Genomic DNA, 13,812 nt, shown 5'->3' with positions numbered 1-13,812 from the left:
TCTGACGCAGCCGGGCAGGCGCTCACGTACCCACTCGCATGCAATAAAAAAGCGGCCAATCCCTAGGGATTGCCCGCTTTACTTTTGCCTCTTACGTGCAGTCGGTGCTATCAGGCGGCCGCTGCATTCAGGCCAGCGGCGGCTGCCAACTCGGCGGCCTTGTCCGTCGTTTCCCACGTGAACTCCGGCTCTTCGCGGCCAAAGTGACCGTAAGCAGCGGTTTTTTCATAGATCGGGCGCAGCAGATCCAACATCTTGACGATGCCCTTCGGACGCAGGTCGAAATGGCGCAAGACCAGTTCGGTGATGACCGCATCGGAAACGCGGCCCGTGCCGTAGGTATTGATCATCACCGAGGTGGGACGCGCCACGCCAATGGCATACGACACCTGGATCAGGCAACGCGAAGCCAAGCCTGCTGCGACGATGTTCTTCGCGACATAACGACCGGCGTAGGCCGCCGAACGGTCGACCTTGGACGGATCCTTGCCCGAAAACGCGCCGCCGCCGTGCGGCGCTGCACCACCGTAGGTATCGACAATGATCTTGCGACCGGTCAGGCCGCAATCGCCTTGCGGGCCGCCGATCACGAAACGCCCGGTCGGGTTGACCAGGAATTTGATATCGCCTTTGATCAGCTCTTTGGGCAGTACCGGCTTGATGACTTCCTCGATCACGGCTTCACGCAATTGCGCAAGCTCGATATCCGGCGCGTGCTGCGTCGACAGCACGACGGTATCGATACTGTCCGGGCGGCCATCCACATAACGGATCGTGACCTGCGATTTTGCGTCCGGACGCAGCCACGGCAGACGGCCATCGCGGCGCAGATCGGCTTGACGCTCGACCAGCCGATGCGACAGATGGATCGGCAACGGCATCAGTTCCGGCGTTTCATCGCAGGCGTAACCGAACATCAAGCCTTGGTCGCCCGCGCCCTGGTCGAGATTGTCGTCGTGCGCGGCATTCACGCCCTGGGCGATATCCGGCGACTGTTTGTCGTAAGCCACCAACACCGCGCAGCCGCGGTAGTCGATGCCGTAGTCGGTATTGTCGTATCCGATGCGCTTGATCGTGTCGCGAGCGACCTGAATGTAATCGACGTTCGCGGTGGTGGTAATTTCACCTGCCAACACGACCAGCCCGGTGTTGCACAGCGTTTCGGCTGCTACACGCGAATGCGGATCTTGCTTGAAGATCGCGTCGAGCACTGCGTCGGAAATTTGATCGGCAACCTTATCTGGGTGCCCTTCGGAAACGGATTCCGAGGTAAAGAAGTAGTTATTTGACACTGCAAACCTCCAAGAACGGGTCAAACGGATTAATTTCACTTCCGCGTGCCGGCTTGTCTGGTTTGTCAAAGCGGCGACGCTTTAGCGGATTTCTAGCACAGTCGCGGATACAAGCATTTGCATCCGTTTCTGCATTCGCCCCGCAAGTTGTCTGTTAACTCGGCGAAGCTTGTATTATAGCCGCTTCTTTTGTTTTCGTTTTGACATCGCCGTGCCACATTTTTCTACCTACAAGGCTTTAGCGGTGAACGCATGCTGAGCAGATTCGCGACTTGGTTCGCTTTGTCCCTATTGCGCTTGTTCGCTCGCCTGCCCTATGCGCCGGTCGCTTTCTTCGGCGATATGCTTGGTTGGCTGCTGTTCCAGATTCCCAGCCGACGCAAACGCGTGGTCCTGACCAATCTGCGCTTGTGCTTTCCCGACTGGAGCGAAGGCAAACGCTATGCCGTGGCCCAAGGCGCGTTCCGTCATGCCTTGCGCAGTTACGTCGAACGCAGCGTGCAGTGGTTCGGGTCGGCGAAAAAGCTCGGTAGCGTGTTCGAGATCGAGAGCGAAATCGATCTGCACGACCCGGACATGCCACCCACGATCATGCTGGGCTTTCACTTCGTCGGCATCGAGGCGGCGTCGATGTGGGTCAATTATCAACTCGGGCGCCCGTGCGGTTCGCTCTATACGCCGATGTCCAATCAGACGGTCGACCAGGTGGCGCGCGACGCCCGCGCCCGGTTCGGCGCCGAAATGTTGTCGCGCGCCGACAGTGCGCGCGCCGTGCTGCGCATGCTGCGTGAAAAAAAGCCGGTGATGCTGGCGGCCGACATGGACTACGGCATACGGAACTCGACGTTCGTCCCGTTTTTCGGTGTCCCCACCTGCACGCTCACGGCGGTTGCCCGCTTGGCCAAAGCAGGCCACGCTCGCGTGGTGCCGTTTATCGGCGAGGTATTGCCGCATTACCGCGGTTACCGTCTCAAGGTGTTCAAACCCTGGGAAAATTACCCGACCGGCGACGACGAGCTCGATGCGCGGCGCATGAATGCGTTTCTCGAAGAGCAGATTCGGAGCATGCCGGAGCAATATTATTGGGTCCACAAGCGCTTCAAGACACGGCCTGAGGGTGAGCCTGGGGTTTATTAGGGCGCGGAGCCTGCGTTTCAGGCGCGGGGGCCTACCTGTTTAAGGCGCGGGGGCCTACCCGCTTAAGGCGGCCCGGCTTACCAGCGCGCAGCCGTGACCGATGCACCGCCCGAGCACCGGCCGGTTCGCGCTAGAATAGCGGCAAAATCCAGCCTTCCTCCCAAGCGTCAAAGAGACCCCGTGAAACTCAAGTTCACCAAAATGCATGGCGCCGGTAACGATTTCGTCGTGCTCGACGCCACTCGCCAGCCGTTTGCGCTGACGACCGGCCAGATTCGCCACTTGGCCGACCGGCATTTCGGCGTAGGTGCCGACCAGATGCTGGTGGTCGAGCGTCCCAGCATCGCCGGGGTCGATTTCCGCTATCGCATCTTCAACGCCGACGGCGGCGAAGTCGAACATTGCGGCAACGGCGCGCGCTGTTTCGTCAAATTTGTCCGGGACCAAGGGCTCACCGAGCTATCGACCGTGCGCGTGCAAGTGCAGCAAGGCGTGCTGACGCTGACCATGCGCGAAGACGGTTCGGTCATGGTTGAAATGGGCGTGCCCGAGTTGCGCGCCGAACGCGTGCCCTTCGACACCGCCGGCCTGACCAGCCGCAGCGAAGGCCGCGCCGCACTATGGCCGCTCGACGTCAACGGCAAGACGGCCTGGGTCACCGTGGTTTCCATGGGCAACCCGCATGCGGTGCAACTGGTAGCCGACACTGAAACCTGGCCGGTCGCAGTCGACGGCCCGCTGATCGAATCACATCCGCGTTTCGTGCAGCGCGTGAACGCCGGCTTCATGCAGATCATCGACCGGCACACCATCAAGCTGCGGGTGTATGAGCGCGGCGCCGGTGAGACGCTGGCCTGCGGTACCGGCGCTTGTGCGGCCGTCGTGGCCGGCATCGAGCGCGGTCTGCTCGACACGCCAGTGCGCGTCGAAACGCATGGCGGCATCTTGCAGATTGCATGGCAAGGCGAGCAGGTGCACATGTCGGGGCCGGCCGCCACTGTATTCGAAGGCGAAATTGAGCTCCCCGAATTTCCTGAACTCCCCGAGCAATCGGAAATCACCCTAGCCTGAGTGCATCTTCGCCTCGCGGCGCGCACGCGGACCCTTCCTCCTTTTTAGCCCAGACCATGAACGAACGCGAAGTCGCCGATTACCTGCAGACCGATCCGGATTTTTTCGTGCGTCACGCCGAGCTGCTCGCGACGGTCAAGCTGACCAGTCCGCACGGCAATCGCGCCATCTCGCTGCAGGAACGCCAGATGGAAATGCTGCGCGACAAAAATAAGCTGTTGGAGCGGCGTCTGGCGGAGATGATGCGCCACGGGCACGAAAACGACAGTATCGTGACGCGCCTGACCGAGTGGACCGCGCGCATCCTGGCCGAGCGCGATGCCCACGCGCTGCCCAATACCATCAGCGCAGGCCTGGGCACCGTGTTCGACGTGCCGGCCGCCGCCCTGCGGCTTTGGGATCTCGCCGAGCCCTACGCGCAGGCCGACTACGCCCGCAACGTCGGCGCGGAACTGCGGCTTTTCACGCAAAACCTAAGTCTGCCGTACTGCGGCCCCGACACCGGTTTCGAAGCCGCGCAGTGGTTGACGCTGCCGGCGACGGCGATGGCGGCCGCCGCTGCGAGCACGGAGCCGGAGGCCGCCGCCAATGCTTCGGGCGCGATCGCCTCGATCGCCTTGATTCCTCTACGCGTGCCGGCGGCGCAAGCCACGGTAAGCGCAACCGTCGCGCCCGCAGCCGGCGAGTTGGCCGATCCGGTGCTGAGCAAGCCGCCGGCCTTCGGCCTGCTGGTGATGGGTTCGCCCGATCCGCGGCGGTTCCATGACGGTATGGCGACCGATTTCCTCGAACAACTGGGCGAGCTCGCCAGCGCTGCGCTCAGCCGTCTGCTCGCCTACTAAATAATCCGCCAATAAGCACGCGATGAGCTCTGCCGACCCGATCGCGCGTTTTCTCGACATGTTGACGCATGAGCGCAAGCTCTCCGAGCACACGCTACGCGGCTATGCGCACGAGCTCGCGGAATTGCAAACGCTGGCCGGCGAACGCGCCTTCGCAACCCTGACGTCCAGCGATATTCGCGGTAGCGTGGTGCGTGCCCATAGCCAGGATTTGTCGGCACGCTCGATCGCGCATCGGCTCTCCGTATGGCGATCGTTCTATCGTTGGCTAGGCGTGCATGGCGAAGTCGGCGCCAACCCGGTCAGCGGCATCCGCGCGCCCAAGCAAAAGAAAACGCTGCCCAAGGCACTCTCAGCCGACGATGCCCACACGCTGATGGAAGCGCCCGATGCCGGCACGCCCGAGGCGCTGCGCGATCATGCGATGCTCGAGTTGTTTTATTCCTCGGGTCTACGGCTGGCCGAACTGATCGATTTGGACGTCGGTTACGCCCAGCTCGACGGCTATAAGTCCTCGGGCTGGATCGATCTGGACGCCGCCGAAGTGACGGTGACCGGCAAGGGCCAACGCCGTCGCAGCGTGCCGGTGGGAGCCAAGGCGATCGCGGCCCTGCAGGCATGGCTGGCAGTGCGCCCGCAGATGGTGCGGCTGGATCCGCATCCGTTGTTTGTATCGGCACGCGGCAAGCGGATGTCACCGGGCGTGGTGCGCTTACGTATCAAGCAGATGGCGCTCGCCGCCGGCATTCCCGCCAACGTCCACCCCCATGTGCTGCGTCATTCGTTCGCCACGCATGTGCTGCAGTCGAGCGGCGACCTGCGCGCAGTCCAGGAAATGCTTGGGCACGCCAGCATTACCGCGACCCAGGTCTATACCGCGCTCGATTTCCAGCATCTGGCGAAGATTTACGATAGCGCGCACCCGCGCGCCAAGAAGCGCGATCCTTAATACCCCCTCACCAACGCCCGACGAACGCCGGGCCAACCCCGACCAGTGCCCCGGCCAACGCCCCACCAACGTGCGGCCCGCCCCGACCAACGCACGGCCAATGCCCTGCCAATGCCTGGCATTCAGCTCAACTACCGACGCAACCGCGGCGATTTGGTTATGATGGCGCATTGAGCTATCCCCATCCGGCCCGCTCACCCGAGCGATGCGCCCCAATCCGGCGCGGCTTTTTGCACCGCTTTTTGCACGATTTACTGCGCATCGACTGCGCCCGAACCTTAGACGAGCGACTTCACCATGATTCCCGTAACCATCCTGACCGGCTTTCTTGGCAGCGGCAAAACCACCCTGCTAAAACGCATCCTGAACGAACAGCACGGCATGCAGATCGCCGTGATTGAAAACGAGTTCGGCGAAGAAAACATCGACAACGAAATTCTCGTGCAGGACAGCAATGAGCAAATCGTCCAGATGAGCAATGGCTGTATCTGCTGCACGATCCGTGGCGACCTGGTGCAGGCGTTGGCCGACCTGGTCACGCAGCGCCAGGAAGGCAAGTTGAAATTCGACCGCGTCGTCATCGAGACGACCGGTCTGGCGAACCCGGGTCCGGTAGCGCAAACCTTTTTCATGGACGAAGAGATCGCCGACCAGTACCTGCTCGACGCGATCATCACGCTGGTCGATGCCAAGCACGCCAACGCGCAACTCGACCAGCACGAAGTGGTACAGCGCCAGGTCGGATTCGCCGATCGGCTGTTTATCACCAAGAGCGATTTGATCAGCGAAACCGAACTGGCCGACCTCAAGCATCGCTTGCTGCATATGAACCCGCGCGCGCCGATCTCCGTCGTTAATTTCGGTGAAGCGCCACTGAAAGAAATTTTCGATATCCGCGGCTTCAATCTCAATGCCAAGCTAGAGATCGATCCGGACTTCCTCGCCGAGGACGACCATCAGCACGCGCACGACGATCACGCCGACTGCGACCATGAGCACGACCAATGCGCGCACGAAAGCCACGAGCATGGCGACGAGCACGCTCACGGCCATGCGCATCATCACCACGCGCATCATGACGACAAGATCAAATCGTTCGTGTATCGCAGTGAGCGCGCGTTCGATGCGGCCAAACTCGAGGACTTCCTGGGCGGCGTGCTGCAGATCTATGGCGAACGGCTGCTGCGCTACAAAGGCGTGTTGCACATGAAAGGCGTGGACCGCCGTGTCGTATTCCAGGGCGTGCACCAGATGATGGGCAGCGATTTGGCGTCGAAATGGCTGCCGGCCGACAAAAAGACCAACAAGATGGTGTTTATCGGCATCGACCTGCCCCAGGATCTGATTACCGACGGTCTGGATCGCTGTCTCGTCTAAATAGCGCCACAGTACGGAGATGCTCGCCCAAACCCCGTTTGGGCGAGTATGATAACCAGTGGTAGAAATGTCGGCCAGCCCTGCCACCCAAGCATCAGGCGGCATCACAACCGGCCGCGCAGCTGAAATTGCAGCCGCCCGTGGCATGTCCCGGGCGATTCGACCATACGATGTTGCTGAGCAAAATCGGCGCTTAACACGTCAGTTGCGGAAGCGCATCGCGATTCAGTTACAATACGTCGCCGCTAGAGAACGATGATGCTAACGATCCGCCCGGCCATGGCGCCTCGCAGATCGGCCAAGCAGAGTCGGTCAACTGTAGGAGTTAGCCCCCGCAGCAGCGGATCAGGTTGCGAGCATGAGAAGCGACCCCCGCGACAAGCGACCAGCCGTACCGGCCGTTTGTGCCGCCGCCGATTGCGGGTAACGCATTTGGGTGGGCCTCATCCCTGACATGGAAGACAGTAAGCCAGATGACGACGAAACGACCTTTGACCGAAGCCGAGCTTCTCAAGATGGGCGAGAAGGACTACATGAACGAGGATCAGCTCGCGTTCTTCAGGGTCAAGCTTGAGCAGTTGCAGGCCGACATCCTCAAAAATGCGGGCCAGACCACGGAAAACCTGCGTGAGACGGTGATCGTGCCCGATCCGGCCGACCGTGCAACCATCGAAGAAGAGCATGCGCTCGAACTGCGCACGCGCGACCGCGAACGCAAGCTGCTGAAGAAAGTGCAGCAATCGCTCGCCCGGATCGAATCCGGCGATTACGGTTGGTGCGAAGAAACCGGCGAACCGATCGGCGTGCCGCGCCTGCTCGCTCGTCCGACCGCGACGCTGTCGCTGGAAGCTCAGGAACGTCGCGAATTGCGCCAGAAGCTGTTTGGCGATTGATTTGACGCTATAGCCACCGGCCCGGCAACCGGCCCGGCGCCCCAGAGAAGGCACACCATTGGTGTGCCTTTTTTTTATTGGCTTGGCACTTTGCCCACTGAGACAAGCGAAGGGGTTGATAATTAGCCATACGCCCTAAACTGCAGTCGATGTACTCGCGGTCCAGCGAGCGATCCAGATTCGAGGCGTCGATTCCGATTCCGCATGGTGCGACACTGGGCCGGCACATCTTCTGACAAGGAAAAAACATGGAGCAGTATCACGGCACTACGATCGTTTCAGTGCGGCGCGGCAATCAGGTTGCGCTCGGCGGCGATGGTCAGGTAACGCTGGGCAATATCGTCATGAAAGGTAGCGCGCGCAAAGTGCGTCGCATTTACGAAGGCAAGGTATTGGTCGGCTTTGCCGGCGGCACCGCGGACGCATTTGCGCTGCTCGACCGCTTCGAAGCCAAACTCGAAAAACACCAGGGCAACCTGACCCGGGCGGCTGTCGAACTCGCCAAGGACTGGCGTACCGACCGCATGCTGCGGCGGCTTGAAGCCATGCTGATCGCGGCGGACGCCACCGCGACGCTGGTGCTCACCGGCAACGGTGACGTGCTCGAGCCGGAAAACGGAATATGCGCCATTGGTTCGGGAGGCTCCTATGCGCAAGCGGCTGCTGTGGCGCTGATGGGCAACACCGAATTGAGCGCTCGCGATATTGTCGAAAAATCGCTCGAGATCGCTGGCGACATGTGCATTTATACGAATCACAGTCGCATCATCGAAACGATAGAAACCGGCGAATAAGACGCATGGCGTCGGCACGCATTCAATAGGATTCCCCATGAGCACCATGACTCCCGCCGAGATCGTCTCGGAACTCGACAAACACATCATCGGCCAGAACAAGGCCAAGCGCGCCGTCGCGGTGGCATTGCGCAACCGCTGGCGCCGCCAGCAGGTCACTGAACCGCTGCGCAGCGAAATCACACCGAAAAACATCCTGATGATAGGACCGACCGGTGTGGGCAAGACCGAGATCGCGCGACGCCTGGCCAAGTTGGCCGATGCGCCGTTCATCAAGATCGAGGCGACCAAATTTACCGAAGTGGGCTATGTCGGCCGCGATGTCGACAGCATTATCCGCGACCTCGCGGAAATCGCCGTCAAGCAGACTCGCGAAACCGAAATGCGCAAGGTACGCACGCGCGCCGAGGATCTTGCCGAGGATCGCATCCTGGCCATTCTGCTGCCGTCGGGGCGTGCCGATCCGCTGGCAAGCAGCGACGACGCGCAAAGCGCCACGCGGCAAACGCTGCGCAAGCGTTTGCGCGAAGGCCAGCTTGACGACAAGGATATCGAGCTCGACGTGGAAGCGACGGTGCCGACCATGGATATCATGGGGCCGCCGGGCATGGAAGAAATGACCGACCAGATCCGCAGCGTATTCGCGAATATGAGCGGCGGCAAGAAGCAACATCGCAAGCTCAAGATCCGGGAAGCGATGAAAGTGCTGACCGACGAAGAGGCCGGCAAGCTGCTCAACGACGACGAAGTGAAAACGTTGGCGATCAAAAACGTCGAACAGAACGGCATCGTTTTCCTGGACGAGATCGACAAGATCGCTGCGCGCAATGAAGGCGGCGGCGGGGGTGAGGTATCGCGCCAGGGCGTGCAGCGCGATTTGCTGCCGCTGGTGGAAGGCACCACGGTGAACACCAAGTTCGGCATGGTGCGCACCGATCACATCCTGTTTATTGCCAGCGGCGCGTTCCATCTGGCCCGGCCCAGCGATCTGATTCCCGAATTGCAGGGCCGGTTTCCGATTCGAGTCGAGCTGGATTCCTTGTCGGTCGAAGATTTCGAAGCCATCCTGGTCGGCACCGACGCCAGCCTCGTGAAGCAGTATCAGGCGCTGCTCGAAACCGAGGGTGTACATCTCGATTTCAACCCGGAAGGCATCCGCCGGATGGCCGAGATCGCATTTTCAGTGAACGAGAAAACCGAGAATATTGGCGCGCGCCGCCTTTATACGGTGATCGAAAAGCTGCTTGAAGAAGTGTCGTTCGCGGCGGGCAATCACGCAGCCAAACCGATCACGATCGATGCCGCTTATGTGAACACCGCGCTCGGCGAAGTGGCGAAGAACGAAGATTTGTCGCGCTACGTGTTGTGATGCGACGTGACGCGGCGTGACGTCACATGATGTGACGTCAAGTGATTCGGCCGGCCACGCTATTGCTTGACCGGCCGCTTCGACAGTTTGCGCTGCAAGGTGCGTCTGTGCATATTGAGCGCGCGCGCCGTCGCTGAGATATTGCCCTCATGGTCTGCCAACACGCGCTGGATATGCTCCCATTCGAGCCGTCCGACCGATAGCGTCGCCGGATTTTCCAGCGCTTCCTCAGCCCGAGCCTCGCTGGCGTTTTGCGAGAGTGCGGCCAGTATCGTTTCGACATTGGCCGGCTTGGCCAGATAGTTGTCGGCACCGTCCTTGACCGCCTGCACCGCTGTTGCAATGCTCGCGTAGCCTGTCAGCACGAGGATGCGCGCCTGCGGGTGCAGTTCGCGCAGCGGCGCCACCAGCGTGAGGCCGGAGTCGTTACCCAGATGCAAATCGACCGTGATGTGGCTGAACGACAACACGTCCGCCAGTTTCAACGCTGCCTGCGCGTTATGCGCCTGATGCACGACGTAACCGCGCCGCCCCAGTCCGCGCGCCAGAATGCCCGCGAACACCTCATCGTCGTCGATCACCAGAAAATTCATATCACTCATCGTTAGTCTGCCCACGGGCCGCCGGCAGGCGGAGTATCGCCAAGGTACCGCCCTCGGGCGCATCGAGCAGCTCGATCGAGCCCGACAATTGCGAGGCGGTCGCAAACGCCAGATACAAGCCCACGCCATGTCCGCCCAAAGTGCTGTCCACAGGCGTCAAGCCCAGGGTATCGCGCAACTCGGGGTCTATGCCAGAGCCTCGATCGGAGACTCGTAATTCCAGGTACGGCGCGCGATCAAACGCGGCAAACCCGGATTCAACCGCCAATGCCGATCTGAAGCCGAACCCGGATCTAGCGCCTGTTTTCCTAGCCTGCACCGCGGTTGCGCTGTCTGGCTTGACGTCAGACTTGGCGTCCGCTCCAACTTCAGCGCCGACCTTGGCGTCGCCCCCGCATTGGCAAACTTCCAGCGTCACCGCATCGGGACTGGCTCGTGCGGCATTATCCAGCAAAATAGTCAGGATCTGCCCCACTGCGACGGTGTCGTCCAGTGGCGCATCCTCCGGGGCTGGCCCCACCAGCTCAAAATTAACATGTGGGTGACGCAAGCGCCATTGCTCGATGAACTCAGGCAGCCACGCGCCTAGCGGTTGCCGGGTCGGCGAGCTGGCGCGTACCTGCAGTCGCGCCAGCGCCGATTTGCACAACGCGAGCTGCTGTTCCAACAGTTTGAAATCATCGCGATACGGCGCGAGCGCCGCGTCGCCTGCGGCAGCATGCCGCAGCTCTTCGCTGAGCAGCATGACCGAGGACAGTGGTGTGCCGATCTCATGCGCCACGCTCGCGGCCTGCGCACCGAGCGCCACCACCCGTTCGTCGCGCAGCAGACGGCGCTGCGCCTGCGCAAGCGCCGCATCACGCATGCGCAGCGCATGCGACATGCGCGACACGAACCACGCGATCAAGCCGACGCTCACCATGAAGTCGACCCACAGCCCCGCCTGGAAATAATCGAACAGCCGTTGCGGATCATCCATCTTCAGTGGTACCGACACCACGCTGAGCAGCAAGTAGCTGATCACGGCGAAAACCGCTAGCCACAGCGCCAGGCGCAACGGTAAAACAGCGGCAGCAATGGCCAGCGACGGCAGATAGAGCGAAACGAAGGGATTGGTAATACCGCCGGACAAAAACAACAGCGCGGTCAGCACCACGAGATCGACGAACAACTGCCCGAACAACTCGGGATTGGTCTCTGCACGGCTGCGCTCGGACGCGCGCACCCACGTCATCGCGTTGAAGCCGATTTCCAGGCTGATAACCGCCAGCATCCACGCCAGCGGTAAATGGATATGCAGGAAGAGCTCAACCACCCCGATGGTGACGAACTGGCCGATGATGGCCAGACAGCGCAACCAGAATAGTTGATCGAGATGGACGCGACCGCTTTGACTCAGAGGGCTCATGCCTGCATGCTTATCGGCTCATTGTCGGTTCATGCAGGCGGAACCTCGTCTTCCTGTCCGAGTTTGCGCATGGCGCCATGCAGCAGGCGCATCTGCGCCGTAATGGTCGTGCAAGCGTCGCAAGCTGTCAGATGGGCCCGCAAACGCACGCGCTCGAACCACGACAAATGCCGGTCCATCTGCTCGATGGACAGGCGATGTGCTTCGTGGCATTTGAGGCGAAATTTCATTGTCAGGGCATTTCGTCGGGTATTGCATATAAAGCGGGGGCCCGAATTCAGGCAAAAGCGTCAAGCAACAACCTCAGGCAACAACCTCAGGCAACAACGCCCGTAGCATTGCCGAACCAGTTTAACTGCAAGCATTCGCGCAAGCGCATGCGTGCCCGATACAGCATGACCCATGCATTAGTCGAGGTCACGCCCAATTCCTTACAAATCTCTTCCGTTTCGAGCCCCAGCCATTCTCGCATCATGAAGATTTGCGCCACTTTGGCCGGCAAGCGTTCTATGCATAGCTCCAGGATTTCGAAAAATTGCTTCTGTTCATACGTGGCGTTCGGGTCGCCCCAACTGCGTGGCGCTTCGCGAAAGTGCCCGGTTTCGTCGAACATGGCGTCGAACTCGGCCATATCGGCGGAGGTGGAATCACCCTCGGCATCGTCTTGCCCATGCAGGGCCACTTCGCGTTTGCCCCGGCGCAGCACGTCGACGATCTTGTGCTTGAGGATCCCGATCGCGTACGTCTTCAGCGACGATTGCCCGGCGAACCGCTCTGGATGCTCCAGCAGCGCCACAAGCGTCTCCTGCACGACATCTTCGACGGAAGCGTCCTGCCGCAACTGAATGCGCGCAAATTTGACCAATTGCAGTCGAAGCGCTTCGTATTGTTTCGGGTCCGTCATGGAGTACCTGATGAGCGGTTACATAAGCCAAGTTATCCGCACTTTACTGGGGAGCGGCAGTTCTCGCAATCGGACCCTGAAACGGGCCGCTAGTCGTGGGCGCTTTGCCCACGGCTTAGCCTGAACCGGTCAAGAATTCCCGGCGAACGCCCTACCTGCAGAAATGACGTATTAATGACGTATCACGGCGCGCGAGTCCTGTACAATTTCGGCAAATTGTTGTTCCAGTCCCCGGTACCCCTTCTTACGTGCCCGCCGCCCATGTCCGACTTTCCCGACATTTCGCAGATCGCTCCCGCCCTGAAAGCTGAAATTCTGGCCGAGGCGCTGCCTTATATCCGTCAATATCACGGCAAGACCGTGGTGATCAAGTACGGCGGCAACGCCATGACCGAAGAACGTCTCAAACGCGGGTTCGCGCGCGACGTGGTGCTGCTCAAGCTGGTCGGCATCAACCCGGTGATCGTGCACGGCGGTGGTCCGCAGATCGACCACGCACTGAAAAAGATCGGCAAGCAAGGCACCTTCGTGCAGGGCATGCGCGTGACCGACGAAGAGACCATGGAAGTGGTCGAATGGGTGCTCGGCGGCGAAGTGCAGCAGGATATCGTGATGCTGATCAACCACTACGGCGGCCAAGCAGTCGGCCTGACCGGCAAGGATGGCGGCCTGATCCATGCGCGCAAGCTGCTGCTGCCGGATCGCGACAATCCCGGCGAGTTTCTCGATATCGGCCAGGTCGGCGAAGTCGAAGCGATCAACCCGGCGGTCGTCAAAGCGCTGCAGGACGACGCATTCATCCCGGTGATCTCGCCGATCGGCTTCGACGAGAATGGCCTGTCGTTCAATATCAACGCTGACCTCGTCGCCGGCAAGCTGGCGGTGGTGCTGAACGCCGAGAAGCTGGTGATGATGACCAACATCCCGGGCGTGCTCGACAAGGAAGGCAACCTGCTCACCGATTTGTCGGCGCGCGAGATCGACGCGCTGTTTGCCGACGGCACGATCTCAGGCGGCATGCTGCCCAAGATCTCGTCGGCCCTCGACGCCGCCAAGAGCGGTGTGCGCTCGGTGCACGTCGTGGACGGGCGGATCGAACACTCGGTGCTGCTGGAAATTCTGACCGAGCAGCCTTTCGGCACGATGATCCGTTCGCATTGAGATCCGACAGCAT

At 60.8% G+C, this 13,812-nt stretch carries 13 protein-coding genes and 1 pseudogene; 9 read left to right on the top strand and 5 right to left on the bottom strand.

All coding sequences use genetic code 11. The annotated features are described in order from the left end of the window. Positions 1-110 precede the first annotated feature (110 nt). On the bottom strand, positions 111-1,292 hold the full coding sequence (metK, locus tag GSQ77_RS05810; protein WP_158899969.1) for a methionine adenosyltransferase: 1,182 nt from the start codon (positions 1,290-1,292) through the stop codon (positions 111-113). Positions 1,293-1,544: 252 nt separating this feature from the next. On the opposite strand from metK, the gene GSQ77_RS05805 reads away from it, so the two are divergent. From GSQ77_RS05805 to hslU, 8 genes are all read left to right on the top strand, one after another. After that, positions 1,545-2,429: a lipid A biosynthesis lauroyl acyltransferase gene (locus tag GSQ77_RS05805; RefSeq protein ID WP_158899967.1), complete on the top strand. Its 885-nt coding sequence runs from the start codon at positions 1,545-1,547 to the stop codon at positions 2,427-2,429. A gap of 180 nt (positions 2,430-2,609) precedes the next feature. Beyond that, positions 2,610-3,500, top strand: a complete 891-nt coding sequence (gene dapF / locus GSQ77_RS05800) for a diaminopimelate epimerase (RefSeq protein WP_158899965.1) — start codon at positions 2,610-2,612, stop codon at positions 3,498-3,500. A 56-nt stretch (positions 3,501-3,556) separates the two neighbouring features. Next, complete coding sequence (locus GSQ77_RS05795; RefSeq protein WP_158899962.1) at positions 3,557-4,342, top strand: DUF484 family protein; 786 nt, start codon at positions 3,557-3,559, stop codon at positions 4,340-4,342. A 22-nt stretch (positions 4,343-4,364) separates the two neighbouring features. After that, positions 4,365-5,291, top strand: a complete 927-nt coding sequence (xerC, locus tag GSQ77_RS05790; RefSeq protein WP_158899961.1) for a tyrosine recombinase XerC — start codon at positions 4,365-4,367, stop codon at positions 5,289-5,291. A gap of 297 nt (positions 5,292-5,588) precedes the next feature. Continuing rightward, entirely contained in the window at positions 5,589-6,668 is a 1,080-nt protein-coding gene (locus tag GSQ77_RS05785) for a GTP-binding protein (RefSeq protein WP_158899959.1), read from the top strand. A 473-nt stretch (positions 6,669-7,141) separates the two neighbouring features. Further along, positions 7,142-7,561, top strand: a complete 420-nt coding sequence (dksA, locus tag GSQ77_RS05780) for an RNA polymerase-binding protein DksA (RefSeq protein WP_158899957.1) — start codon at positions 7,142-7,144, stop codon at positions 7,559-7,561. 248 nt (positions 7,562-7,809) lie between these two features. Continuing rightward, positions 7,810-8,355, top strand: coding sequence for an ATP-dependent protease subunit HslV (hslV, locus tag GSQ77_RS05775; protein WP_158899955.1), 546 nt, complete (start codon positions 7,810-7,812; stop codon positions 8,353-8,355). A gap of 37 nt (positions 8,356-8,392) precedes the next feature. Next, positions 8,393-9,724, top strand: a complete 1,332-nt coding sequence (gene hslU, locus GSQ77_RS05770) for an ATP-dependent protease ATPase subunit HslU (RefSeq protein ID WP_158899953.1) — start codon at positions 8,393-8,395, stop codon at positions 9,722-9,724. Positions 9,725-9,783: 59 nt separating this feature from the next. Here the strand turns inward: hslU and GSQ77_RS05765 are convergent, their stop codons facing one another. The 4 genes and pseudogenes from GSQ77_RS05765 to GSQ77_RS05750 form a co-directional block, all read right to left on the bottom strand. Beyond that, positions 9,784-10,326 carry a response regulator transcription factor gene (locus GSQ77_RS05765; RefSeq protein WP_158899951.1) on the bottom strand — a complete coding sequence of 181 codons (543 nt, stop codon included), beginning with the start codon at positions 10,324-10,326 and terminating at the stop codon, positions 9,784-9,786. 22 nt (positions 10,327-10,348) lie between these two features. Beyond that, positions 10,349-11,734, bottom strand: a pseudogene (locus GSQ77_RS05760) (ATP-binding protein); the annotation flags it as partial. Positions 11,735-11,763: 29 nt separating this feature from the next. Continuing rightward, a complete protein-coding gene (locus tag GSQ77_RS05755) occupies positions 11,764-11,964 on the bottom strand; it encodes a zf-HC2 domain-containing protein (RefSeq protein WP_158899947.1) in 201 nt (66 codons plus the stop codon). A gap of 86 nt (positions 11,965-12,050) precedes the next feature. After that, positions 12,051-12,638 (bottom strand): sigma-70 family RNA polymerase sigma factor, encoded by a 588-nt coding sequence (locus tag GSQ77_RS05750; protein WP_158899945.1) that lies wholly within the window; start codon positions 12,636-12,638, stop codon positions 12,051-12,053. Between the two features lie 261 nt (positions 12,639-12,899). Here GSQ77_RS05750 and argB point away from each other — a divergent pair, with 261 nt between their 5' ends. Then, entirely contained in the window at positions 12,900-13,799 is a 900-nt protein-coding gene (gene argB / locus GSQ77_RS05745; RefSeq protein WP_158899943.1) for an acetylglutamate kinase, read from the top strand. Positions 13,800-13,812 lie beyond the last annotated feature (13 nt).

It is taken from the genome of Burkholderia sp. L27(2015), assembly GCF_009765705.1.
Taxonomy (GTDB): Bacteria; Pseudomonadota; Gammaproteobacteria; order Burkholderiales; family Burkholderiaceae; genus LMUX01.
Note: the sequence above shows the minus strand (reverse complement) of the source record. Positions and strands in the feature narration are given on the sequence as shown.